The organism is Caproicibacterium sp. NSD3 (assembly GCF_053613275.1).
The window spans coordinates 2,207,490-2,233,126 of sequence record NZ_CM132119.1 but is presented as its reverse complement, the minus strand read 5'-3'; the positions used below and the strand labels follow the sequence as shown (position 1 = coordinate 2,233,126).

The 25,637-nt window shown below is 43.6% G+C and carries 19 protein-coding genes; 11 read left to right on the top strand and 8 right to left on the bottom strand.

The window, feature by feature from the left end:
- Window positions 1–295: 295 nt before the first annotated feature.
- The 7 genes from ACVS9P_RS10930 to ACVS9P_RS10900 all read left to right on the top strand — a co-directional run bounded on the left by ACVS9P_RS10930 (window position 296) and on the right by ACVS9P_RS10900 (window position 7,092).
- The gene (locus ACVS9P_RS10930) at window positions 296–982 is read left to right on the top strand and encodes a helix-turn-helix transcriptional regulator (protein ID WP_452103565.1); all 687 of its coding nucleotides are present in this window, start codon (window positions 296–298) and stop codon (window positions 980–982) included.
- Window positions 983–1,423: 441 nt separating this feature from the next.
- On the top strand, window positions 1,424–2,983 hold the full coding sequence (locus tag ACVS9P_RS10925; protein WP_452103564.1) for an AbgT family transporter: 1,560 nt from the start codon (window positions 1,424–1,426) through the stop codon (window positions 2,981–2,983).
- Between the two features lie 44 nt (window positions 2,984–3,027).
- On the top strand, window positions 3,028–4,149 hold the full coding sequence (locus tag ACVS9P_RS10920; RefSeq protein ID WP_452103563.1) for a mandelate racemase/muconate lactonizing enzyme family protein: 1,122 nt from the start codon (window positions 3,028–3,030) through the stop codon (window positions 4,147–4,149).
- Between the two features lie 56 nt (window positions 4,150–4,205).
- Window positions 4,206–5,036: an amidohydrolase family protein gene (locus tag ACVS9P_RS10915; protein ID WP_452103562.1), complete on the top strand. Its 831-nt coding sequence runs from the start codon at window positions 4,206–4,208 to the stop codon at window positions 5,034–5,036.
- Complete coding sequence (locus ACVS9P_RS10910; protein WP_452103561.1) at window positions 5,033–5,821, top strand: amidohydrolase family protein; 789 nt, start codon at window positions 5,033–5,035, stop codon at window positions 5,819–5,821. Before ACVS9P_RS10915 ends, ACVS9P_RS10910 begins: the two co-directional genes overlap by 4 nt.
- 24 nt (window positions 5,822–5,845) lie before the next feature.
- The gene (locus ACVS9P_RS10905; protein ID WP_452103560.1) at window positions 5,846–6,337 is read left to right on the top strand and encodes a RidA family protein; all 492 of its coding nucleotides are present in this window, start codon (window positions 5,846–5,848) and stop codon (window positions 6,335–6,337) included.
- Entirely contained in the window at window positions 6,331–7,092 is a 762-nt protein-coding gene (locus ACVS9P_RS10900) for a creatininase family protein (protein ID WP_452103559.1), read from the top strand. The genes ACVS9P_RS10905 and ACVS9P_RS10900 overlap by 7 nt, the downstream gene beginning before the upstream one ends.
- Window positions 7,093–7,247: 155 nt before the next feature.
- Here the strand turns inward: ACVS9P_RS10900 and dnaJ are convergent, their stop codons facing one another.
- The 7 genes from dnaJ to ACVS9P_RS10865 all read right to left on the bottom strand — a co-directional run bounded on the left by dnaJ (window position 7,248) and on the right by ACVS9P_RS10865 (window position 15,063).
- The gene (gene dnaJ, locus ACVS9P_RS10895; protein ID WP_452103558.1) at window positions 7,248–8,384 is read right to left on the bottom strand and encodes a molecular chaperone DnaJ; all 1,137 of its coding nucleotides are present in this window, start codon (window positions 8,382–8,384) and stop codon (window positions 7,248–7,250) included.
- 109 nt (window positions 8,385–8,493) lie between these two features.
- Window positions 8,494–10,359 carry a molecular chaperone DnaK gene (gene dnaK, locus ACVS9P_RS10890; protein WP_452103557.1) on the bottom strand — a complete coding sequence of 622 codons (1,866 nt, stop codon included), beginning with the start codon at window positions 10,357–10,359 and terminating at the stop codon, window positions 8,494–8,496.
- 99 nt (window positions 10,360–10,458) lie between these two features.
- Complete coding sequence (locus ACVS9P_RS10885; protein ID WP_452103556.1) at window positions 10,459–11,040, bottom strand: nucleotide exchange factor GrpE; 582 nt, start codon at window positions 11,038–11,040, stop codon at window positions 10,459–10,461.
- 31 nt (window positions 11,041–11,071) lie between these two features.
- Window positions 11,072–12,097, bottom strand: a complete 1,026-nt coding sequence (hrcA, locus tag ACVS9P_RS10880; protein WP_452103555.1) for a heat-inducible transcriptional repressor HrcA — start codon at window positions 12,095–12,097, stop codon at window positions 11,072–11,074.
- A 198-nt stretch (window positions 12,098–12,295) separates the two neighbouring features.
- The gene (gene hemW / locus ACVS9P_RS10875) at window positions 12,296–13,411 is read right to left on the bottom strand and encodes a radical SAM family heme chaperone HemW (protein WP_452103554.1); all 1,116 of its coding nucleotides are present in this window, start codon (window positions 13,409–13,411) and stop codon (window positions 12,296–12,298) included.
- On the bottom strand, window positions 13,408–14,010 hold the full coding sequence (gene pth / locus ACVS9P_RS10870; protein ID WP_452103553.1) for an aminoacyl-tRNA hydrolase: 603 nt from the start codon (window positions 14,008–14,010) through the stop codon (window positions 13,408–13,410). Before pth ends, hemW begins: the two co-directional genes overlap by 4 nt.
- A gap of 96 nt (window positions 14,011–14,106) precedes the next feature.
- Window positions 14,107–15,063, bottom strand: coding sequence for a ribose-phosphate pyrophosphokinase (locus tag ACVS9P_RS10865; protein WP_452104710.1), 957 nt, complete (start codon window positions 15,061–15,063; stop codon window positions 14,107–14,109).
- Window positions 15,064–15,479: 416 nt separating this feature from the next.
- Between ACVS9P_RS10865 and ppdK the strand changes: the two genes are divergently transcribed.
- Window positions 15,480–18,110: a pyruvate, phosphate dikinase gene (gene ppdK, locus ACVS9P_RS10860; protein WP_452103552.1), complete on the top strand. Its 2,631-nt coding sequence runs from the start codon at window positions 15,480–15,482 to the stop codon at window positions 18,108–18,110.
- A 156-nt stretch (window positions 18,111–18,266) separates the two neighbouring features.
- Here ppdK and ACVS9P_RS10855 read toward each other — a convergent pair whose 3' ends face one another.
- Window positions 18,267–19,721: a helix-turn-helix domain-containing protein gene (locus ACVS9P_RS10855; protein ID WP_452103551.1), complete on the bottom strand. Its 1,455-nt coding sequence runs from the start codon at window positions 19,719–19,721 to the stop codon at window positions 18,267–18,269.
- Between the two features lie 283 nt (window positions 19,722–20,004).
- Between ACVS9P_RS10855 and ACVS9P_RS10850 the strand changes: the two genes are divergently transcribed.
- The 3 genes from ACVS9P_RS10850 to ACVS9P_RS10840 all read left to right on the top strand — a co-directional run bounded on the left by ACVS9P_RS10850 (window position 20,005) and on the right by ACVS9P_RS10840 (window position 25,634).
- Complete coding sequence (locus tag ACVS9P_RS10850; RefSeq protein WP_452103550.1) at window positions 20,005–23,982, top strand: DUF7601 domain-containing protein; 3,978 nt, start codon at window positions 20,005–20,007, stop codon at window positions 23,980–23,982.
- 58 nt (window positions 23,983–24,040) lie between these two features.
- Window positions 24,041–24,796 (top strand): class B sortase, encoded by a 756-nt coding sequence (gene srtB, locus ACVS9P_RS10845; protein ID WP_452103549.1) that lies wholly within the window; start codon window positions 24,041–24,043, stop codon window positions 24,794–24,796.
- 319 nt (window positions 24,797–25,115) lie between these two features.
- A complete protein-coding gene (locus ACVS9P_RS10840; RefSeq protein WP_452103548.1) occupies window positions 25,116–25,634 on the top strand; it encodes a hypothetical protein in 519 nt (172 codons plus the stop codon).
- The last annotated feature ends 3 nt before the right edge of the window (window positions 25,635–25,637 follow it).

Sequence of the window (25,637 nt, the reverse complement as noted above, 5' to 3'; positions counted from 1 at the left end):
TTTAGAATAATTAGCCGGATTGCATCTTCGTTCACTTCGCACTATATCTACAACCATTCTTTCTGTCAATTCAAATTCAGTAACATGCGCCAAAATGTCAGCAAAAACGGAGAATCAATCAAATCCTTATAAATGCTAAAGCAAAAACGCTGTCACTTAAAATCTATTTTTTAAAAACAATAGACAAATCAAACTATTTGTTCTATAATCAAAAATATATTCAGATTAATTCATTATTTTCATGAAATTTAAAAAATATTAAAAATTTTTCTGTGCAGAAAGACGGTGGGATTTTATGAAAATTTCAGAGAACATTGACTTTGATTTTTTTATTCGTTTTGCAGAAGGGATCCAAAAATTCATGGGGGAAAAATGTGAAATTATTATCCATGATTTTCGAGAAGGATTTGATCATTCGATCGTGCATATCATTAACGGTTCTGTAAGCGGACGTTCGGTAGGTGGTTCTCCGCGCGGGGGGATGATCGCTCATTGCGGGGACGATATTGAAAAATATCATGACAGTCGGATCTATTTTTTTAACGGAACAGGCAACCGCTCGGGGCATATTTTTAAATCCTGTACCACTTTAATTAATGATGAGAAAGATCAAATTATTGGTTCTGTCTGTGTAAATCTTGATGTGACAGATCTCATTTTGTCTCAAAACATGCTGCGTGGTTTTGTGCCAAATGGAAATGATTCCGGTTCCATACCGGAAGAAGATGTTGGCTTTGAAAATGTGGACGATGTGCTGCACTATTACATTAGCCATTGTGAACAAGAGATTGGAAAGCCAATGTCTATGATGGATCGAAATGAAAAGATTCGGGCCCTCAGCTATTTAAACAAAAAAGGGGTCTTTAAAATTTCAAAAGCGAATGTGGAATTGTGCCAGGCATTCCAGATTTCTAAATTTACACTTTATAACTATTTGGAAGAAGCAAAGCAAAAAGACCAGCAAAATTCGTCAAAGGAATAAAGTTTATTAAAATTGCAACCGAAAACTCCGAAGAATTGAGCTCTTGTTGAAAGAGCAAATATTCTTCGGAGTTTTTTGTAAAGAATTAATTTAAAACATTTAAAGCTTTAAAAAATTAAAAAGAAAAGTCAACAATATCGTAAGATTAGTCAATATTTGTAATTATAGCCCTGCTTTTTGCTCAAAATTAAGCAAGATATACAAACAAAAAAGAAATAGTTTATGCAGTAATACAGCATGATTTTTGTTGACTTTTAAAAAAAGGCTTTTATAATAAGGGCAGAAGACAAAACTTACAATTAGTTTGAAAGAAAAACATTATGTAAGAATTTGGCCGATTGCAATCGAAATTTACAAAAAAGAAGGTGGATTGAAACAATCGAATTTAGCTGGTGTGCGGACTCTGATCAACAATTCCAAAATTAGAAGGAGGAATTATTCATGGGAAAAGAAGGGGAGCAGCAGCCTAAGTTGGTAAAGCGTTCAAAGTTTTTGGACGGAGTAGAAAGGGTTGGCAATAAACTGCCGGATCCTGTGATCCTGTTTATTTGGCTGGTTGTCCTTGTAGCAGTTATTTCATGGATTGGCTCAATCTGTGGGTGGAGTGCAATCAGTCCGGCAGACGGAAAACTGGTTACCGTTTTTAATTTGCTTAGTCCCGCAGGTTTCCAATATATGATCAGCAACTGTTATCAAAACATGTCTACTTTCGCACCGCTTGCGATTGCACTGCCGTTATTCATTGCAGTCGGTATTGCAGATAAATCTGGATTTTTGGATTCTTTGTTTATTCGAATGGGGATGAAGGTAAGCGGTACCATGCTTACCGCAATCGTTATTTTTCTTGGGATTTCTTCAAATTTTATGTCTGATATCGGATTCGTGATTCTGCCGCCTTTAGCAGCAATGCTGTTTTTGGCTGTTGGCAGAAACCCGATAGTCGGAATGTGCTGTGCTTATGCAGCTACCGGCTGCGGCTTGGCAGCAAACCTTCTGATTGGCATTTCCGACGCAAGAATTTCTGCAACCTCTCAGGCTGCGGCAGCAATCCTTGATCCAAACGCAGTGGTTTTGCCAACCTGTAACTGGTATTTTATTGCGGTTGCGTGTATTGTATTAACAGTCGTTAATACTTTCGTAACGGAAAAAGTTTTGGAGCCCCGAATGGGGAAATGGGATCCGAGCCTTTCAGACAGTGATATTAAAGCAGTCGATCTTTCCAGTTATCAGACGACGCCGGAACAGAAAAAAGGCATGCGCGCCGGTGGAATTTCGATTCTAATTATGTTGGCTATTTTAATTATCGGCGTTATTCCACCATATGGCTTTTTATGTGATGCAAATGGGGTCAATGTTTTCAATAATCAGAAAATGCAGCTTGGTTCCATTGTGACAGCGATGGTTCTTCTGATCGGCATTCCGGGCATTGTTTACGGCAGAGTTGCCGGTACAATTCCGGATGGCAAAGCGCTTGGGAGCGCAATGGCAAAAGGAATTCGTGATGTAGCCCCGTTTATCGTTCTCTGTTTCTTTGCAGGACAATTTACAGGGTGGTTTACAACCAGCAACCTTGGATCAATTCTTGCTGTAAATGGCGCGGCGGCCATTCGTGACAGTGGACTCAGCGGGCTGCCTTTGATGTTGATTCTGGTTGTTGTCTGCGCGCTAATCAATCTTTTTGTGCCAAGTGCAAACGCAAAATATTCCCTTTTGGCACCAATTCTAGTTCCGATGTTTATGATGCTTGGTTATAGTCCGGCATTGACCCAGATGGTTTACCGTATGGGCGATTCCGTTACCAATGCAATCACACCGGTTATGGCTTATTTCGCAATGCTTTTGGGGCTTGTGAAAACCTATGACAAAAAGGCAGGCATGGGCACTTTAATGTCTTTGTTAATGCCATATACATTATTTTATTTACTGACTTGGGTCGCTTTGTTCTCAGTATGGTTCCTGGCCGGATGGCCTCTAGGGCCTGGCGGCGGACTTTATCTGTAAAGCAAAACTATCGTACCAATTTGTGAGAGAAAGAAAGGAATCAAATGAAAATCGAAAAAATTGAGTACATACCGATTCGTATTCCAAAGCGCGGTGCCAAAGGCGGAAAAGTCTGGAAGACAGCACTTGGAAACAATCCGTTTGGAGATGCAGTCATTGTTTTACTGCATACGGATGATGGAATCTGTGGCCTTGGTGAAGTTTCTTCAATTTGGGATACATACGGAAGCGGCCTTTTGCGGGATATGGGGCAGAAGCTCTCTGATTCCGTGATAGGACTTGATGTTTTTAGTATCACCGAAGCGATTGCAAAAATGGATAAAGCCATCGCTTGGAGCAAAAATGCACTTTGCTTTAAAGCCGGCATCGAAATGGCCATGTATGATGCAATCGGAAAATCTACCGGACTGCCGGTTTATCAGCTGCTTGGCGGCAAACGCAGGGAGCGGATTCCTCTTTCTCATTCAGTTGCGATGGGGACAGTCGAAGAGCGCGTCGCTCAAGTGGAACAGCATGTAAAAGCTGGTTTTCATACGGTAAAAGTAAAAGTCGGAATTGATTTCGAAGGCGATGTAGAAGCGGTTCGCGCAATCCGCGAAAAGTTCGGGCCAAAGCTTGGAATCCGTGTGGATGCCAATATGGGCTGGCGCGATGAAAAAGCGCTGATTAAAGTTGCTCATCAGTTGGCTGATTTGGGAGTCCTTTCAATTGAACAGCCTTTTGCACCGAGAGAACTTTTAAAGCTTTCCAGAATCCGGGAAAAGTTCCCGATTCCGCTGATGTTAGATGAAAGTATTTGGGAGCCGGCAGATGCACTCGACGCAGTGCGGGCAAATGCAGGCGATATTTTCAACGTTTATGTCAGTGAATCCGGTGGACTTTATCGTTCCATGCAAATTGCAAATCTCTGCGATATTGCCGGAGTTGGGTTCTGCATTGGCAGCATGCCGGAATTTGGGATTGGGACTGCTGCCGAGCTGCAGCTTGCTCTTGCTGCTCCAAGAATTGATCATCCTAGTGACGTGATCGGCAATCTCTATTTTGAAGATGATGTGATCAAAGAAACTTTGCCGGTAGAAGATGGCTATGCTCTGGCAGTAGATCGTCCGGGGTTGGGGGTCAGCCTCGACTGGGATAAGGTGAAAAAATACAGAACCGACTCCTGAAAAATAAATTGGTTGCATTAAATGCTTTTTATATTATTAGAAAGAGGGCAACAGAAATGGTAGAACAAAATTTTACCGAAAAAATTTCTGCACTTGAATTTCTTGATTTCGCAGTTAGTTTTGGGCGGCCGCCGGTTCCGTTTACCGGGGTCTGGATGGATAAAGAACGGCTTTTAAAAGAACTGCGCCGCAATCATATTGCACAGTCGGCGCCGTATCATGTGCTCGCAAAAGCATATGAGGCGAATTATGGAAACAATCTTTTAATGGAAGAAATCGGCGACGATCGCCCGGAAATGATTCCGACGTGGGTTGTTGTTCCCAGTGAGGAAGCAATGGGCTGTTCTCCGAAGTCCTATGTAGATCAGATGGAAAAAGAAGGCATAAAAGCAGTTCGCTTATTCCCGTCTTCTACGGGAAATCCGGCAAAAGCGACGCGCTATGCATTTACAAAGTGGTTCTATGGGGATTATTTTGAAGAATTTCAGCGTCGGCACATTCCGATTACCGTTGAATTTTCTCCCAATCGTCGTGATGAACCTGATTGGCCAAAACTTTATGAAGTCGCAAAGGACTTTCCAAAACTGGACATTATTTTGGCGGATGGGTTTCAGCGTACAGCATGGACTTTAATTAAGCTTTTGCGGGAATGCCAGAATCTGTATGTGCAAACTTCCGGTCTGGATGTTCACAGAGAGCTTGAGTATATGGTGAATCAGGTTGGAGCACAGCGTTTTATTGCTGGCTCTAAATTCCCGGTTTCCACAATTGGAACAATGGTCGGTCAAGTGACATTTGCCAATTTGTCATTTGAAGAGAAAAAGTTGATTGCAGGAGATAATGCTCGCAGAATCATGGGATTGCCGATCAAAGGAGGGGATTTATGATGGAAGCAAGCAAAAAATATCGCGTGATTGATTCTCATGCGCATATGGGACCAATCTGGAATTTTTATCTTCCTTATAATAATGAGTATCAGATGCTCGATAATATGGATCGTTTGGGCGTGGATACGGTCGTCTTTTCTTCCAATATGGCAATTTCAGGGGACCCTGTCAGAGGAAATCAGTATACGCTGGACGTTTGCCGCAGACATCCTGGTCGCTTTTTGGGACAGTATATGGTAAATCCGAATTATCCGGAACTGTTTGATGAAGAAGTGCCAAAGTATTTTTCTCATAAAGAAATTGTTGGATTTAAAGTTCACCCGGAGCTTTCCGGAGATTATCCGCTTGATGGAAAAAATTATGAGAAGATGTTCCGATATGCGAGCGAACATCATATTCCGATTTTAAGCCATACTTATTTTGGCGGTGATCGGCTAAGTGTATTTGAGGAGCTTGCGAAAGAATATCCGGAGGCGCCGCTGATTATCGGCCATGGTGCGATGGATCTTGGAACCGGAAAATGTATTGAACTTTGTAATCGTTATCCGAATCTGTATTATGATCTCTGCAGCCCGGTCAATAAGCGTTATGGTGCATTGACCATGGTGGATCAGGAATTAAATCCCGATAAGGCCCTTTATGGAACAGATGGCCCGTGGAATGATCCGGCGGTCAGTTTGGGATCGGTTCTTCTCAGCGGAATTGATCCGCAAAAACTCGAAAAATGGTTTAGCCAAAATTTCTTGCGGCTTTATACTCGTGCGGCCGCAGCCTTTGCCGACTGAGCCGCTTGAAAAGGGGCTATTATATTGAGTAATATTTATAAAAAAATAGAGGAACTTTCTTTGGAACTTCCAAAACATACTTCTTCGATTGGACGTTATAATATGATGACAGTGTTCGGAGAAAATTATCTTTATACTTCTGGCACCGGCTGCGCAAAAGATGGAAAACCGTTAGTTGTGGGGCACCTGGGAAAAGATGTTTCCTTAGAAGAAGGCAAAAAAGCAGCCCGGCAATGTGCGCTGAATATTTTGGCAAATGCACAAGAATGTATCGGAGATCTAAATTATATTTCCAAAATTATTAAAATGACGGTTTTTATTGCCAGTGCAGGAGATTTTCATGAGCAAAGCGCAGTTGCAGATGGAGCTTCCGAACTGTTTTCCGCACTCTTTGGAATCCAAAATCAGGGGGTGCGCAGTGCAATCGGCGTGAGCGCTTTGCCAAATGGGCAGTCTGCAGAGATCGAAGTCCTTTTTGAATTGCAGAAAACAGGAAAGAAGGAGTCGGAATGCTGATTAACTGGAACCAGTTGAGTCAGCTGGAATTTGAGCAGTATCGTGAAAAAGCTGCGGTGGTGATCAATTTTGCGTCTACAGAGCAGCATTCTTATCATCTCCCGGTAGGGACGGACGCTTTTTTGGGCAAAGCAGTTACCGAACAGGCAGCAGCGCTTGCAAAAACACCAATCATTCTTTTGCCGCAGGTTTGCTATGGATATTCGCCGCACCATCGCTTTGCGCCGGGATATATTACCATGCCCCAAAAGGACTTAGTCAATTATGCCTGCAATATTTGTGAATGCGTGCGGGAAAATGGTTTTAAGAGAATGTATCTGGTCAATTCTCATGGGGGAAATCAGGTATATCTTTCTGCTGTTATCAATGAGATGGGCGAAAAATATGGAACTTCTTTTGCTCTCAAAGAGTTGCGTTATTGGGATGTAGCAGGTCAAAGAATCAGCGAAATTCGAGAATCAAAGTTAGGCGGGATGGGCCATGCGGGTGAATTTGAAACTTCGATCATGATGTATCTTCACCCAAAGCTTGTTCATAAGGAATTAATTCATGAATGCGATCCTGTACCAGGAGATCCATGGTTTCAGCGTGATCTTCTGGGGTACAAAAAGTATCAGAAATATGCGAATTTTAACGAAGTGAATCCTGAGGGACATATCGGGCAGCCGCATCTTGCATCACCGGAAAAAGGGAGGCTGCTCTTCGAAGCAGTTACAGAAGAGTTGGCAAAATTCTTTGATTACTTTAACCGGTAGCTTTTTTGAATCCATTTTAATTTACTTACAATTCTCCCTATTATAAAGGAAGCACCCTATCTGTAATTTGCAGATAGGGTGCTTTTCTGTTTATGGACAATAAAAAATCGGGACTGTGTCTTAATAGGATAACAGTCCCGATTAGAAGATGTGTTTTAATCAAACAAATTCTTCAGCTTATCGAAAAAAGACTTGCGATTCTGGTAGTTTTTATCGCTGGCGGAATCATCGAAATTCCGCAGCAATTCCTTTTGCTTATCAGTCAGATCCTTCGGGACCTCAATCGTAACGCGGACATATTGGTCTCCACGGCCACGGCTGCCGAGCTTTTGAATTCCTTTTCCGCGCAGCTTAAAGATATCGCCGGGCTGCGTACCCTCATGTACCTGATAGCTTACTTTGCCGTCGATCGTAGGCACGATCACCTCGGCGCCTAACGCAGCTTGGCTGAAGGTAATTGGCATTTCACACCAGACATCAAATCCGCGGCGTTCAAAAATCGGATGAGAACGCACCGAAACAAATACATGAAGATCTCCTGCAGGACCGCCGTGTGTTCCGGCATTGCCCTGCCCGGAAATATTGAGCACTTGCTGATCAGCGATTCCTGCGGGGATGCTGATTTCCAGTGTCTTTTTTTGACGAACGTGACCAGTACCGCTGCAGGTAGGACACGGACTGTCGATTACCCGACCGGAACCACCGCAGCGATCACAGGTACGGGTAGTCTGCATAACACCAAACGGTGTGCGCTGGCTGACGTGTATTTGGCCGGTACCGCCGCAGGTGGGACAAGTTTTGGCCGAAGTGCCTTTTTTAGCGCCGCTTCCGCCGCAGGAAGCACAGACATCGATTTTTTCATAGGAAACCGTTTGTTTGCAGCCTTTTGCAGCCTCCTGGAAACTGATATAAACACTGGTTTCCGCGTCACTGCCGCGCCGGGCAGCATTTGGGCTTTGACGATGAGTACCGCCAAATCCGCCGCCAAAGAAAGAATTGAAAATATCTCCGAGATCAATATCTGCATCGAATGGGCTTCCACCAGGACCTCCGCCAAAATTGGGATCAACACCGGCATGACCGAATTGATCATACCGCGCTTTCTTTTCCGGATTGGAAAGGACTTCGTAAGCTTCGTTGGCCTCTTTAAATTTTTCTTCTGCTACTTTGTCTCCCGGGTGAAGGTCCGGGTGATATTTTTTAGCGAGCTTTCGATAAGCTTTTTTAATTTCGTCATCAGAGGCGTTCTTCGGCACGCCCATGACTTCATAATAATCGCGTTTTTCTGCCATTGGTTCTATCACTCCTATAGGACGCGCGAAAGGCAGCCGAAGCTGCCAAGATTACGCGTTACAAAAATTTTTTCAGAGAATTCGTTGTTTGGTGTTTTCTCTTCCAAAATTATTTTTTGTCTTTGTTGTCGTCTACATCTTTATAGTCTGCATCATAAACGGTGTTGCCGTTTGTATCCTGGTGAGATGCGTCTGGCTGTGCGCCGCCCTGTGGGGCAGCACCAGCAGCATTCCCTTGAGGAGCTGCATTCTTGTAAAGTTTTTCACTGATGGAGAACAGTACTTTCTGCAGTTCATCGGATTTTGTCTTCATATCTGCAGTGTCATCTTTGCCGGAAGCTTCTTTCAGAGCGGCAATCTTGCTCTCGAGTTCTGTCTTATCGTTGCTGTCCATTTTGTCGCCACTGTCTTTTACAAGCTTTTCAGCGGCATAGACCATCTGCTCTGCATTGTTCTTTGCATCGACAACCTCGCGGTGCTTCTTGTCTTCTTCTGCATACTTTTCAGCATCTTTTACAGCATTATTGATATCATCTTTGCTCATGTTGGAGGAAGAAGAGATCGTGATATGCTGTTCTTTGCCAGTCGCAAGATCTTTTGCGGAGACATTTACAATGCCGTTGGCATCAATATCGAAGGCGACTTCGATCTGAGGGATTCCACGCGGAGCCGGAGCAATGCCGTCCAGTTTAAAGAGGCCGAGCTGTTTGTTGTCGCGGGCAAAGTCACGTTCGCCTTGCAGAACATTTACTTCAACCTGTGTCTGACCGTCTGCAGCAGTGGAGAAAATCTGGCTCTTCTTGGTCGGGATTGTCGTGTTGCGGTCAATAACCTTTGTCATGACGCCGCCCATGGTTTCAACACCCAGAGAAAGCGGGGTGACATCCAAAAGCAGCAGACCTTCGACTTCGCCGCCCAGAACACCGGCCTGAATGGCAGCGCCAATTGCAACACATTCATCAGGGTTGATACCCTTAAATGGCTCTTTGCCGCTCACCTTTTTAACAGCTTCTTGAACAGCTGGCGTACGGGTGGAGCCGCCGACCAGCAAAACTTTGTTGATGTCGTTGAAGGAGAGGCCAGCGTCTTTCATTGCCTGATTCACAGGACCCATGGTGCGCTCGACCAGATCGGAAGTGAGTTCATCAAATTTTGCTTTTGTGAGCGTCATATCCAAATGTTTCGGGCCGTTTGCATCTGCTGTGATAAAGGGCAGGTTGATCTGGGTGGTGGTCATGCCGGAGAGGTCAATCTTTGCTTTTTCAGCAGCTTCCTTTAAGCGCTGCATCGCCATCTTATCATTGGAAAGATCGATGCCGTTTTCTGCTTTAAAGCCTTTGAGCATCCAATCAATGACACGGCTATCAAAGTCATCGCCGCCGAGGTGAGTATCACCAGCAGTTGCGAGAACTTCCTGAACGCCGTCGCCCATCTCGATGATAGAGACATCGAAAGTGCCGCCGCCAAGGTCGTAAACCATGATCTTTTGTTCCTGACCTTTATCAACGCCATAAGAAAGCGCTGCTGCGGTTGGCTCGTTGATAATACGTTTTACATCGAGGCCTGCAATTTTGCCGGCATCTTTTGTAGCCTGACGTTGTGCATCACTAAAATATGCAGGGACGGTGATAACTGCGCTGGTGATCGGCTGGCCAAGATAAGCTTCGGCGTCTGCCTTCAGCTTTTGCAGAATCATTGCGCTGATTTCCTGAGGGGTATACTGTTTATCATCAATTTTTACTTTGTAGTCGGTGCCCATGTGGCGCTTAATAGAAGAAACGGTGCGCTCCGGATTCGCGACAGCCTGACGTTTTGCGGTTGCGCCGACCATGCGCTCGCCGTCTTTTTTAAAGCCGACAACAGAAGGGGTTGTACGTCCGCCTTCGGCATTTGCGATGACGACCGGCTCGCCGCCTTCGATAACTGCCACACAAGAGTTTGTAGTGCCTAAATCAATACCAATTGTTTTACTCATATCTGTTACCTCCAAATCAATGTTTCGGTGTAAATGTTTTATTTAAATCTGCATGAAATCCATGCGGAAGGACAAAGGAAAAATTAGGGTTTCCAAAAATCAATTGGCAACCTGAACCATCGCGTGACGAACAATACGGTCACCTAGTTTATAACCGGGCTGAAAAACCTCTGCAATGACATTCTCTCCAAGATCGTCACTTTCAATGTGAGAAACGGCATTGTGATATTCGGCATCAAATGGATCACCTTTTTTGCCCATGGGTTCGACCCCGAGTTTTTTAAGTGCGGATTCCATCTGCTTTTGAACCAATTCAATCCCTTTGCGCAGGTCTTCTATGGAACAGTCTTTTTGACTGAGAGCCCGCGTCAGGTTATCGGCTACCGGAAGAAATTCCAGAACCGCTGCTGCCGTTGCATCGGCATAAGCGGTTGTTTTCTCGCGTTCGGTACGCTTACGATAATTATCATATTCTGCGGCCGTGCGCAGCAGAATGTCTTTTTGCTTTTTCAGTTCCGCCTGCGCTGTTTCCAGAAGTTTTGCAGAATCTTCCTGCGGATTTTCCGCTTTTTTTTCGGGCTTTGCCTCAGCAGGTTTCTTTTCTTCTGTTTCAGCTTTTTCAGCTTTTTCTTCCTGTGGCTTTTCTTTTTGCTTTTCCTGGTTGTCTTCTTTTTTATTCAAGATGATGCCCCCTATCTTTTTGACTCTAAAGTCATTGTAATTTCATTAATTCCGTGAGCATTCGCCCCACACTGTCGGAAAGGTACGAAAGGCTCCCGAGAAGGCGCTTGTAATTCATGCGCATGGGTCCTAAAAGTGCGATTGCTCCGGCAGGCATGCCATTGATTGCATAGTGGGAAATAATTAACGCCATACTGTCAAGTGCCGGAACGCCGATCTCTTTTCCAATCAAGACCCGATCACCGGGTTCAATCAGCAGACGGTAAACTTCATCTTGCCGTGCCAAAAATCCCATCACTCGGCGAAGATCGCCTTCTCCAAACTCGGGATAATAGAGCAGGTTCGTTTCTCCATCCATGCGAACGTCAGCGCCCATTGCTTCACGGGCTACTTCTAACAATGCCATCAAAGCACTGCTCATCAGCATACCGACATCTCCCATGGAAGCGGCTAAAGACTGGATAAAAGCAGGCGTAATTTTGCGAATCGGCATATTTACAAGCTTCTCATTAAAAACTCGGAAAAACACCCGCAAAATTTCAGGGGAAAGATCAAACTCGCAATGAAAAACCCGCGTGTGCATGGTGCCATTACTGGTCATCAAAATGACCATTGAGGTGCGACGGCTTGTCTGAACAAATTGAACTGCCCGAACGACTGCGTCCCGCCCACTGGGTGTAATGGAAATCGCGGCCAGACGGGTCATTCCGGAAAGTGCTCGTGAAACACCGTCCAAAAGCTTTTCCGGGTCATAGGCACTGGGAAGAAGCAAAGCATCAATAAAATGCCGCTCATCCGGAGTGGTGGATTCCGGCTCAATTAAAGAGTCCAGATAAAAACGATATCCGGCTTCGCTAGGAACCCTCCCGGCGGAAGTGTGCGGCTGCTCCAAGAGGCCCATCGCGGAAAGCTCGCTCATTTCGTTTCGCACAGTAGCAGAGGAAACTGGAAACTCAAGCATTTCACATAGCGCTTTGCTCCCGACCGGCTCGCCGGTTTCGGTATAAAGCTCAATCACCGCTGTTAGAATTTTTTGTTTGCGTGGGCTGAGTTCCATGAACGATCACCTCTTTTGACAAGTTAGCACTCTATATGATCGAGTGCTAACTACATTTATAAATGTACCATTACTTTGCCCCGGTGTCAATAGGGTATTTGTAAAGAGATTATGAATTGTCAAAAATTTTTACAAAAAGCTAGAAAAAGAGGCTGGCAAATCTTTGCCAGCCTCTTTTTAGAAGAACTGTTTTAAAATTTACAGCGCTTCTAGCAGGGTTTCAATCAAGGAATTTGAAACCAGAAACCCATGCGGCGTCAGTGCAAGTGCTTCAGGTGACTGAGTTAAAAGCCCGGCTTTTTCATAAGGAATCGCTGCTTTGCGCAAAGAGCTTGGAATTCCATGAGAAAAGCGACTAAGGCAGCCTTTTTCAGTTAACCCTTCGCAGAGGCGCAGACGCAAAAGTGCATATTCCGCAAAACTGCCGGCAGGGATTACACGGTCGGTTTCTTCTAAGGGTGGTTCGCCCATTAAAAATCCCCGCAGAGAACGCGGCCAGTAAAATCGTTTTCTATTATAATAGGAAGAAGCAGAGGGACCAAGTCCAAGATATTCTTCCTGGTTCCAGTATTTTAAATTGTGACGGCCTTCATAGCCCGGCTTTGCAAAATTTGAAATTTCATATTGAGAAAAGCCCGCACCTTTTAATTCTTGGCAGGCAAAAAGATATCGTTCACAGGTTTCTTCTTCTCCGGGGAGATTTAAACTGTTTCGATTTTTAAAAAATAATGTGCCGGGCTCGATTTGCAAAAGATAGGCGGAAACGTGCGAAGCACCGTTTTCGCGGCAGAATTGAATGCTTTCTTTCAGAGAATCATCAGTCTGTCCCGGAAATGCTAAAATTAAATCAAGAGAAATATTTTGGATTCCGGCGCGTCGTGCTTCCGCCATTGCAGCAGCAGCTTGTTGAGGTGTATGGCGGCGTCCAAGAAAAGAAAGCTCTTCTGGATTTGCAGATTGAAGCCCTAATGAAATACGGTTGACACCTGCTTCAAAGAGAGGCGGAAAAAAATCGGGCGAAATTTCTCCGGGGTTAACTTCCACCGTGATTTCGGCATCGGTAAGGCCAAATTCGGTTCGGGCAGCGTTTGTTAGACGGCAGAGGCGCTTAGCACCCAAAAGGCTGGGGGTTCCGCCGCCAAAATAAAGCGTGTCACAGAAAAAATCCGGGTGCTCCTTTTTCCATTTTTTCATAGTGAGAATCAAAAAATCCGTATAGGATTCCATCTGCTCTTCTGTTGCCCGCAGAGAGAAAAAATCACAGTAAGGACATTTTTGAACACAAAAGGGCACATGCAGATAAAGCCCGTTCATCCGTTATAGCGATTCATCGCTTCGTCAATTTTGTCGTTTACCATGAGAGCAGCTGCGGCCGCGGCATTTTTGATGCTTTCGTCCATCAGTTTCATTTCATCCGTTGAAAAGTGGCTAAGGACCCAGTCTGCTAAATCCCAATTCGGATTCGGCTTTTCTCCTACCCCGATTTTAATGCGCGGAAATTGATCACTGCCGGAAAGGTACAAAATGTTTTTCATGCCGTTGTGTCCGCCGTCACTGCCTTTGCGGCGAATTCGAAGATGTCCGCAGGGGAGAGAAATATCATCAAAAAGCACGATCACTTTTTCGGGAGGGAGTTTATAAAAGCGCATGGCTTCAGTGACACTCTGACCGGAAAGATTCATAAAGGTGGAGGGCTTTAGAAGCAGCACTTTTTTACCGCCGAGTGTTGCAGACGTACAAAGCCCTTTAAATTTTAGGCGGTCAAGTTTTACGCCCGCGTCATTAGCAATTTTGTCGATCGCCATAAATCCGGTGTTATGGCGTGTCCCTTCATACTCTTTGCCGGGATTGCCAAGACCGACCAAAAGATATTCAATGGAGCCGACAGCTTCAGGAGATTTTTGAAAAAACATCGGGAAAAATCCTCCTTATAAAAAGATGAAAAGAAGGGGCCGCCGCCCGGGAGGCCAGCAGTCCCTTCTCTATTTTGAATTTTAACAAGCCGAATCTCAGATAAACATAGGGGAAACTGGTTTATCTTCATAGATACGCTCAATCGCTTCTGCAAAAGTTGGAGCGGTAGGTAAAAGCGTGATCTTTTCCAGCTTCTTTTCAGGAGGCAGCGGAACCGTATCCAGAAGAACAACTTCATCAATAACGGAATCGCGGATCCTCTGAATTGCGGGACCGGAGAGAACACCATGGGTTGCACAGGCGGTAACGGAAAGTGCACCGTGCTCCATAATCGCTTTGGCGGCGTTGCAGAGGGTACCGGCAGTATCGATCATATCGTCTACCAGAATTACTTTTTTACCCTGAACGGAGCCGATAATATTCATGACTTCGCAGACATTTGCTTTTTGGCGGCGCTTATCTACAATAGCAAGCGGTGTGCCAACACGGGTTGCAAAGTCACGGGCGCGGGTAACGCTGCCGAGGTCGGGGGAAACTACCACATAGTCGTCAACGTGGTCTGCGACGCGCTCTTTGAGGAAAGATGCCAAAAGCGGAACTCCGCGCAGATGGTCAACAGGAATGTTGAAGAAGCCTTGAATCTGTGCAGCGTGAAGGTCCATTGTGAGGACGCGGTCCGCACCGGCTGTGGTGATCAGGTCGGCACAGAGCTTTGCACTGATCGGATCACGTGCTTTTGCCTTGCGGTCCTGGCGGGCATAGCCAAAGTAAGGAATCACTGCAGTGATTCGGGCAGCACTGGCACGCTTCATCGCATCAATCATGATGAGCAGTTCCATCAGGTTGTTGTTGACCGGTGCACAGGTCGATTGAACGATAAAGCAATCAGATCCGCGTACGGATTCCTGAAGAGAAACGGAGATCTCCCCGTCGCTGAAAGTGGTTACTTCACTCTTACCCATGGGCAGTCCCAGACATTCGCTGATCTGTTTTGCTACGATTTTACTGGCGCTGGCAGCGAAAATCTTGATTTCCTTGCCGTGAAAATTCATGTCATATCCCCCTGTAAAATGATTCAGTTTTGTGGGCCCTTTTTTCCCGATTTTTTTCATGACAGCTTGTCCTATAATAAGATTGCCAAGAGGGAAAAAGCCCTTTTTCTATCATTCCGCACAAAAAAGGAAAATTCGTAAAAAGTCTGTTTTGTGTGAAATAAATATCAGAAAATATATTATTAGTATAGGTGTTTTACTATAAAATTTCAAGGGAGAAGTGATAAGAATCTGTTTTTTCGTAGGAAGCGCCATTTTTCTTTCGATTTTCTTCGAAAACCTTTGCATTTTCAAAAATTTCTGTGGAAATCATGGCAGAAAGTTGCTATAATAATAACGAAGTGGGCGAAATCTGCCACTTTGTGGATTTGAGTTTACTTCAGCAAACTGATATTAAAAGTGTAGGAGGATTATCTATGAGTCACAAGTATGTCTATCTGTTCTCAGAGGGCAACAAGGACATGAGAGAACTCCTGGGCGGCAAAGGCGCAAACCTTGCCGAAATGACCAATGCAGGAATGCCGGTTCCCCAGGGATTTACGATCTCTACAGAAGCCTGTACCCAGTATTACAATGACGGCCGTCAGATCAACGACGAGATCACGGCGGAAATTAACGAGTATCTTGCAAAGATGGAAAAAATCTGCGGCAAGAAATTTGCAGATCCCGAGAATCCGCTTCTGGTTTCCGTTCGTTCCGGTGCCCGCGCTTCGATGCCTGGCATGATGGATACAATTCTGAATTTGGGCCTCAACGACGTTGTGGTCAAAGGTCTCGCAAAATTTACAAACAATGAGCGTTTTGCTTATGATTCTTATCGCCGTTTCATCCAGATGTTCTCGGACGTTGTTATGGAACTGCCGAAACCTGAATTTGAAAAAATTATCGATCAGAAGAAGGCAGAAAAGGGCATTAAGATGGATACCGAACTTTCTGCTGAAGATCTGAAAGATTTAGTCGTTCGCTTTAAGGCTTTCTATAAAGAGCAAAAGGGAGAGGACTTCCCCTCTGACCCGAAGGTTCAGCTGATGGAAGCAGTCAAGGCTGTTTTCCGTTCTTGGGATAACCCCCGTGCGAACGTTTATCGCCGCTTAAACGAGATCCCTTATGACTGGGGCACTGCTGTTAGTGTACAGGCAATGGTCTTTGGTAACTCCGGTGACCGTTCCGGCACAGGCGTTGCATTTACTCGTAACCCGGCAACTGGTGAGAAAGCACTGTTCGGTGAATATCTCATCAATGCACAGGGCGAAGATGTTGTCGCCGGTGTTCGCACGCCGTCCCCGATTGCACAGCTTAAGCAGGATATGCCTGAAGTATACAAGCAGTTTGCTTCGATTGCAGACCGCCTTGAAAAACATTATACCGATATGCAGGATATGGAGTTCACCATTGAAAATGGTAAGCTCTACATGCTGCAGACCCGTAACGGCAAACGTACCGCAAATGCAGCTTTAAAAGTCGCTGTTGACCTTGTGGACGAGGGCATGATCGATCAGAAAGAAGCAGTTATGCGCGTTGAGCCGAAGCAGCTCGATTCCTTACTCCATCCGCAGTTTGATGCTGAGGCAATTAAAAAGGCAAAGGCACTCGGCAAAGGTTTGGCTGCATCCCCGGGAGCTGCCTGCGGTCGTGTTGTCTTCTCTGCTGAAGACGCAAAAGAGTGGGCAAAGAACGGCGAGAAGGTAGTCCTTGTTCGCCGCGAGACTTCTCCGGAAGACATCGAGGGCATGCAGGTTGCAGAAGGTATCCTGACTGTCCGCGGCGGTATGACCAGCCATGCAGCTGTTGTTGCACGTGGCATGGGAACCTGCTGCGTTTCCGGCTGTGGTGAGATCGTTGTCGACTATGATGCAAAGACCTTTACCTTGGGCGGCAAGACCATTAAAGAGGGAGATTATATTTCTCTTGACGGCACTACCGGCAATATCTATGGAGAGGCAATTCCGAGTGCTCCGGCTACCATTAGCGGAAACTTTGGCCGCTTTATGGAGTGGGCCGACAAGTACCGTCAGCTCGAAGTTTACACCAACGCTGATACTCCCCGTGATGCAAAACAGGGCCGTAAATTTGGTGCAGAGGGCATTGGCCTTTGCCGTACCGAGCACATGTTCTTCGAAGAGACCCGTATCAAGGCAATGCGCGAGATGATCGTTGCAGAGACAACCGAAGAGCGTGAAAAAGCACTGGCAAAGATCATGCCGTTCCAGCAGGGCGATTTTGAAGGCCTGTATGAAGCAATGGAAGGACGTCCGGTTATTATCCGTTACCTCGATCCCCCACTTCATGAGTTCCTGCCTACGAAGGAAGAGGACATTAAGGAGATTGCGGACGAGCTGGGAATTACCGTTGCTCGTTTGAAGAATGTAATTGCAAGCCTGCATGAATTTAACCCGATGATGGGTCACCGTGGATGCCGTCTGTGCGTTACCTATCCGGAAATTGCAAAAATGCAGACCACTGCTGTTATTAATGCTGCAATGGCTGTTACAAAGCGCAATAAATTTAAGGTTGAGCCTCGTATTATGATTCCGCTGGTCGGCGAAGTCAAGGAACTCAAATTCGTAAAAGACATTGTTGTTGAGACCGCGGATCAGCTGATCAAAGAATCCGGCATGGATATGAAGTATCAGGTCGGTACCATGATCGAAATCCCGCGTGCGGCTTTGACTGCAGATGAAATCGCGAAGGAAGCTGAATTCTTCAGCTTTGGCACAAATGACCTTACACAGATGACCTTCGGCTTTAGCCGTGATGATGCCGGGAAATTCCTGGATTCTTATTATGAGAATAAGATCTATGAATTGGATCCGTTTGCACATCTGGATCAGAAGGGTGTTGGCAAGTTGGTGAAGATGGCTGTTGAGCTGGGCCGCAAGACCCGCCCGGATATCCATCTCGGAATCTGCGGCGAACACGGTGGCGATCCGACTTCTGTTGAATTCTGCCATAATGTTGGTCTTAATTATGTTTCCTGTTCACCGTTCCGCGTGCCGGTTGCACGTTTGGCTGCTGCACAGGCTGCAATTAAGAATCCTCGCAAGTAATAATAAAATCTACCGTTAACTTAAAGACCCCCGCACGTCGCTTTTGGGCAATGTGCGGGGGTCTTATTTTGTCTTTTAAAATAAAAACATTTTGATTATAAATGCAATTTTTAAGATCAAACCATTAAATTGAATAGAGAGAAAATAGATTTGCAGTCAATATTTATCGTCAGCTAAGGCCTTATAAATTGTAGAAAGATTGTTGTGAGTCGGGTAATCGTTAACCAGAAATATATGCGGATGGGAAATCGGTAGATTTGGAATTGTGGTGATTAAAATATCATAATTTTGAAGCTTCGCCGAAGTTAAAATATCCGGATAAGGGGCAATGTCGATCTGAAGGAAATCACAATTTTTCTGATTAAAAAAATCAGATAAGATTTTTGCTAAAAATTTAGCGTGCAGTCTTCCAAAATCATCAATCAGTAAAGCAGCTTTTTGCTTTAAAAATTGGTACAATTCTGGGAAAACTAAGCACATCCAAAATACAAGATCACTTATTCGGGAAGACATTTCAAAATGTATATGATCGGAAAAAATTTTTAAATTGGATTCTATAATTTGGTATAATGGAAAATTTATGCGTTTTAATGAGAGGGAAAAATAATAAATACGGTCGAATAGGGTAGAAGTTTTATAAGGACGAAGTTTTGCATTCAAATAAATTGCTTTAAGAATAAAAACCATCAAATGCAGCGAATTTTCATCTAAAGAAATTGGAATTGTTAAAAACAGTCGCTCAAAAAACGACTTTGCCTCATGATCCAATAAATTCTTTTCTTCATCGGAGCTCCATCCATTGTGTTGATTAAACATGAATTCATGAATTGGTCTCAGATTATCTATTCCTAAATGTGGAAAATATTTTTGCAGGGATACGAGATCTTTTGCATCTATCTCATTTTCTACAGGATAGTCGGAAGGGATCACATATCCCTGTCCTTCGCGTATGAGCGAGATCAAATAAAACATAATTTGGTAGGCAATCGAAACATCGTCATTGATAGCGAAATCCAATTCTTGTGGATCGAGGTTTTTTGCTAGTGCGGACGCAATTAAATGGTATATGATTTTTAGATCAACAGAAGTGTCGTATTCCTGTAAATTTAATCCGTACATTTCCAGCAAAAAGCTGGCGCTAAAGTCTCGCAGATACTGTTCGTCTTTTCCAAGAAATTGGTATTGATTGTTTTGGCATTGAACCTCCATTTTTTTACTTGCCAAAAATTTGTTGATTTTCGGCAACAGACGAATTAATGTAGATCGACTTACAAAAAGTTTGCTTCCATAAAATTCAATGGATTTATTTGGATGAAACAACAGTTCTTTAATCCAACGAAGTGCGATTGAATGTTTAAAAAGATCAGTAAAAACCAAACCAATGCTTGCAGCAGTTTGGTTTAGAAGTCTTACCCCATTTTTCTTGGAGGACTCAATATTTAATTTCGGTCCCCATTGATTTTTGAGTTTCGAAATATCCTTTGCAATGGTTCGTTCGCTGGCATTCACTGCTGATGATAAATCAGGCAAGGTTGTCCATCCTTCGTGGACAGCCAGAGTTTCTAAAATTTTAATGATTCTTTGCGAAGGGATGTCTAAAAGTTCACGCAACCTAATCACACCTAATCAAAACCCATTTTATGGTATATTTTTACTTAATTATACAAATTAAACTGACGATAGTCAATTAAAAGCTTTGATATTGTAGACGTTAAAAATATGATTCTGCAACTCTGCAGCAATACCTTCTGCCTTTCAAAAGATGCAGGTCTATCGGAAAAAGTAGGACAAAATTATTTGTAAGAATTTGGTATAATTTTAAATGCATTTGATATGGACGGCAAAAGATAGTCAAAACTTTAACGATGATCTGATAAAGAGAGAGGAACTCAATATGGTAAAAAGTAAAAGACGGTTGTTGATAAGTTGGACATTAGTATTGGTGATGTTGCTAAATGTGTTTTCCCCATTTAATACGGTATATGCCGCAAGTGTAGAAAATAATTTAACGAATCTTGCAGTAAAAGTCAGCCAGAACGGAACAGAAATCAATGAGGGTGGTGCTATAACGAGCAGTAACCCCATTTCAGTTGAAGTTTCCTTCAACGTACCGGTTCAAGGTGACAATCCGACACCAAACAATCCGGTTCGAAAGGGCGATACCGCGACTTTTCAGCTAAGCAGTGCTTTTAAGGTGATTACAAGTGATACGATTGCCTTAAAAATGGGAAGCATTACAGTTGGACATGTTAGTTTTTCCACAGATCCCAATACGAAAATGGTCAATGCGAATGTCGTTTTCGATGGGGATGATGAGGTCTTTAACGGGACCGACAATACGGTAAAATGTAAATTTAGTGCGGATTTTACATATGATGCCAGTGGGGATGCCGGAAACACGGGAGATCATCTGGTTACCATTCTTGAAAAGACATATACCGTTAAGGTTCCTGCCCCCGAGATTCAGTATCAGGTGATAAAATCGGGAATCCCGGATATGGCCAGTAAAAGTATTGAGTGGACGGTTAATGTTTCTGCTACACAAGCCGGTGCGGGGATTGACTTGTCCGGTTATCAGTTTTCTGATGATTTAAGTGCGGTGGGTACCTATCTTACGGATTCATTTAAAGTAGGGGATGTTTCCGCTAGTCCGACTGAAGATGGCAATAAACTGAGCTATACTTTTTTTTCCGGTTCAACTAGTCCCCAGACGATTAAATTTAAAACCGAAATTCCGGATGGAAAATATTACAGTGCAGGACAGCAAAGCATTGGAAACAAGGCACAGCTTCTTGATCATGAGAACAATATCAAGAGTGAGGGACAAACAACAGTTTCGTTTACTCCAAAATGGATTGAAAAAGCAGGAGCCTCCAGTGACAGTGGAAACATTGGAATATATAATCCGAAGGACCGTACGATTACATGGACAATCACAGCAAACCAGATGGTTGCAACGCTGAATAATGTGGTCATCACCGATCTTTTACCGAGTGGGTTGACCCTAAAGTCCGCAAGTTGGGCAAAATGGAATGGCTCTGCATGGGTAGATGACACCAATATTGCTCCAAATGTAAGCGGCGAGTATGCGCTTGGCAAGATCGATTCCAAGATTCTGCTCACGATTGTGACGAGTGTGCCGGATGAAGATTACACAACGGCATCAAAGACATACACAAACTCTGCCAAAATACGTTGGGATGGACTGCCGGGGACAGGAATTGGTACAGGGAATGTCAACGTAGGAATCGGCTACAACGCAATCACAAAATCAGGTGTGGCGGATACTGCAAATCGCAGCATCCACTGGACTGTAAATGTGGATACAAAGAATCAGAGCATTCCAGACTTAAAAGTATACGATCTTCTTGTTTATGGGAGCAGCTCAAGTGGCTTTGATATTTCTAAAGCAACCGGTTTTCCAACGGGAATGAATCAGGCGGATCTTACTCCCCGCTATGATCAGAAATATATTGACCATTCATTCAAAGGGGACGGCCTTAATATAACGGTTTATCCGATTATGCAAGGGGATAAACAGGTGGCTGACCTTTTGGAGATCACTGGATTTTCTATGACGAAAGTGAACACTTTTACGTTTGACGCTCAGGTTGTCAATCCAAACGTTTTTGCTGGAAATAAGACCTCTCAGGTATGGAATACTGCCAGCCTTTTTAGCGCTAACAAAAAATTAAATACAGCATCAAATAAGGTTGATTACACGAATAATATGTTGGCTAAGGAAATGCTCAAAAGAGAATCCATCTCCGACCCTGCAAAAGGAGTAAATAATAAGACGACAAATGCCAGCGAGGGATTTGATTATGTAGACAAGTCTGTTGTTTTTCGGCTGAGTGTTAATGCAGGCGGCATGGATTTGAGCAATATGACCGATGCTTCCGGACAAATATTGGGTGCGGCTGCTGTTACCGATACCCTTCCGACTGGTTGGGAGTTTACAGAAATTGCACCAGGAAAGAACTATCTGATTTTTGCAGGAAACACAGGAAGCGCTAATTCTGTTACAGCAAGCAGCACCAGTCCGCTGGATACCGTTGCAGGGTTGAATTCTGATTTTACGACCGCCGGAATCGCCAAATTCACATTTAGTGATTTAAATGCTCCTTATGTGATATTAGTTAAGGCAAAGCCAACCGACGAAACCGCTGCCGGATATTTTGATGCCAACCAAACCACAACTGTACGTAATAATCTTGCTTTAAATACCGAAAACTGGACTCCTGGCATTACCGGTTTTCAGGATGTTTCCATTACCAGTAAATTGCTGGAAAAATCTCTGGCCAATTCGGCTAACGGAGAACTGCGTTGGACAGTAGATTATAAGCCTTATAATCTTTTGCAGACCGGTACAAAATTAGAAGATACTTTGCCTGTTGGGATTGATTTGAGGACGGATTCGAACGGAAAGCCTGTGTTGTCCGACGGCAATATTACCGCTTATGAAATGACTTTAAATCCGGACGGAAGTTATACCCTCGGGACAGAAGTTGCCCTGAAAATGGGAGAAAACTTATTTTATGATAACGCAACGCGAGTTTTGAGCTTTCTTATTCCCGATAGCGCGAAAGCATACCGTTTTAACTATCTTACAGACGTTACGGGTGAACCGGGAACTATATCCAATAAGGTTTCATTATATGGCAACAGTGCAAAGCAGGAAGAGAGTACTCTGCCATATGCAATCACAAGTGCGGATGGCGCAGCTACCTTGCAAAGAAATGGCTGGATTGTGATAACTAAGACTGATGGAACAGGAGCCCCTCTTGCTGGTGCGGAAATTTCGCTTTTTGCGTCTGATAACCAAACCATTATTCGGAAGGGGGTCACCGGCAGCGATGGTACTGTAATTTTTAGGGCAATTCCAAATGGAGAATATGTACTTCGTGAAACGGCAGCTCCGGCAGGATATACTATGGACAACAGAGCACATTCTGTAATGGTTACGACGACCGGGTCCACTATAGTATCTTCCATCGACGGCAAAACTGGAAAAGGCGCCAATGCCGTTACGATTAAAAACTACTTGGAAGGCACCGTTGGAAATTTGACGATCAGCAAAACGGTCGCTGGAAATGCGGCGGACCAAACCCAAAAGTTTAATTTCAAGGTGACCTTCGTTAACGCAAATGACACCTATGCTTATACTGGCCATGGTGTTCCGGATGGAACAATTAAAAGCGGAGACACGATTTCTCTTGCCCACGGGCAAAGCATTACAATTATGGGGCTGCCTGTCGGTGCCAGCTACGAAGTGAAGGAAGATGAAACTTCTGCGCAAGGTTACTCTATTGAGAGTACGGAAAGCAGCGGGACGATTTCGTCCACTCAAGATAAGACAGCCGCCTTTGTTAACATAAAACTTCCGAATCCAACAGGGAGCTTAGCAATTAACAAAACAGTTACCGGGCAGGGAGCTGATTTAAACAAAAAATTCGATTTTACGGTGACCCTTACTAACGCACCTGATTCCTATTCGGTTACTGGTGCAGTCACCGGGACTCTCCGCAGTGGGGATATCATTTCTCTTGCAAACGGAGAAAGCATTACAATAACCGGTTTGCCGGAAGGCGCTCAGTATGCGGTATCAGAGAGCGACTATACAGGGGATGGATATACTGCTTCGAGTGAGGGCGCTTCGGGGGTGATCTCTGCCAGTACATTGCAGACTGCATCATTCATTAATCATTGGAGCAGCCCTTCAAGTGAATCCGGAATGCCGAAAACGGGAGATAACCAAATTGGTAGTGTGGCTCGGCTTGGATTGATAGTTTTCTTAATAGCTCTCGTCGTTTTATTTACAGTTGACATGGTTTTGCGCAGAAAGAATTTTGAAAAAGGAAAACGCAGATAATCATTAAGGGAAACTAAAATAAATCGATAATCTTTTTCGTCCACGAATGGGGATCAGCATGAAAGATGCAAAAAAATTAAATTTACACAAGATTCTGCGGGGATTAATGATTTTATGTGTAGCAGGAATTCTGTTTTCAGCGTTTCTGTTATTTGAGGATCATCAGGAGTATGTTAAAGGAAATGTCGCTTATCAACAGATTCGAGAAACATCAAAATCTGCTGTGGAGCAAACGAACGAATGCAAACAGAAAGATGGGATTGATTTTTTATCTTTAAAAAAAATCAATCCTGACATTGTCGGGTGGATTACCTCTGATGGGACAGAAATTGATTATCCTATCGTACAGGGCAATGATAATGATGATTATCTTCATCGCCTGTTCACCGGGGAATCTAATAAAATGGGCTCCATTTTCATGGATGCCCGAAATCATGGAGACTTTGGGGATAAAAATACAATTATATACGGTCACAATATGAAAGATGGTTCTATGTTTGCCTCTTTAGCAAAGTATGAGGAACAGAGCTATTATAATCGTTTTCCAACCATTTTCCTCTATACTCCGAATGGAAATTTTGTTATTGAACTATTTGCAGGTGTTCTTGTAAATGGGGATCAAAGCTCTATCCGGCTTGACTTTAAGGATGACTCTGATTTTGAGGACTATGTTGGTTCACTTAAGCAGCTTTCAACTTTTAAGTCTAATACGACCGTGAGAGCTAATGACCGAATCATTACTTTATGTACTTGTTCTTATGAGTTTAATAACGCACGATTTGCGTTGTTTGGAAAATTGACACCGGTACAATAATTTTTACGATGCTCATATAAAACGGTCAATTTTATGGACTACGTGATGATCAATAAAGACTGCTGCAAATGTTTTATTATATTTGCAGCAGTTATTTTTATTTAAAATGAAATGGGGTATTTTTATCAAAATTGCGTAAATTTAGGCAGTCAAGTTTAAAAGAGATGCAACAATTCTTGACTTTTGTGGCCTTTCTATGTAAACTTTAAAGGTAAAGGGATACAAATTTACAAATAAAAAATATGCTTTTTACAAAGTTGTGACATAAAACACTTTTTATGCCACAATTAAAATACTCTGCCTCAAGGAGCCAAAACCGATGGACAAAACAGTGCTATTTAAAAATGTGACAGAATTTGACGATGATCAGATGGGCAAATTTGCCAGATTTCTTTGGGAGAAATTGCCCGGAGGGAGAAGGCTGCAGCGCAGAATGAAAAACAGTCTGTTGGGGGGCGCACTTGCATTTCTGATCATTGCTATTATTTGTGCAGTGCAGCCGGAACAAATGCTGATTGCAGTTTTGGCCGCCATTTTAAGTATCGTTAGTTTTGTAGTTGCCTTTCATCAGGAAAATTTTCAAGAAAAAGTTTATTTTGAACGAATGCCTGCATCTCAAAACAGAATTCACTATCAGTTTTGTCAGGATCATCTTTCAGTATTGGCAGAGGGAACAAACAATAGCTTTTTTTGGAGTGATCTGCAAAATCTTTTTGGAACTTCGCAATTTGTTTTTCTCATTTTTTCTAAAGAATATCTTCCTGTTTCCCTAGAATATTTTTCTAACGAAGATTGTCAAAAATTTTTAGAATTTTTAGATCAAGTTAAAATTGTATAAAAT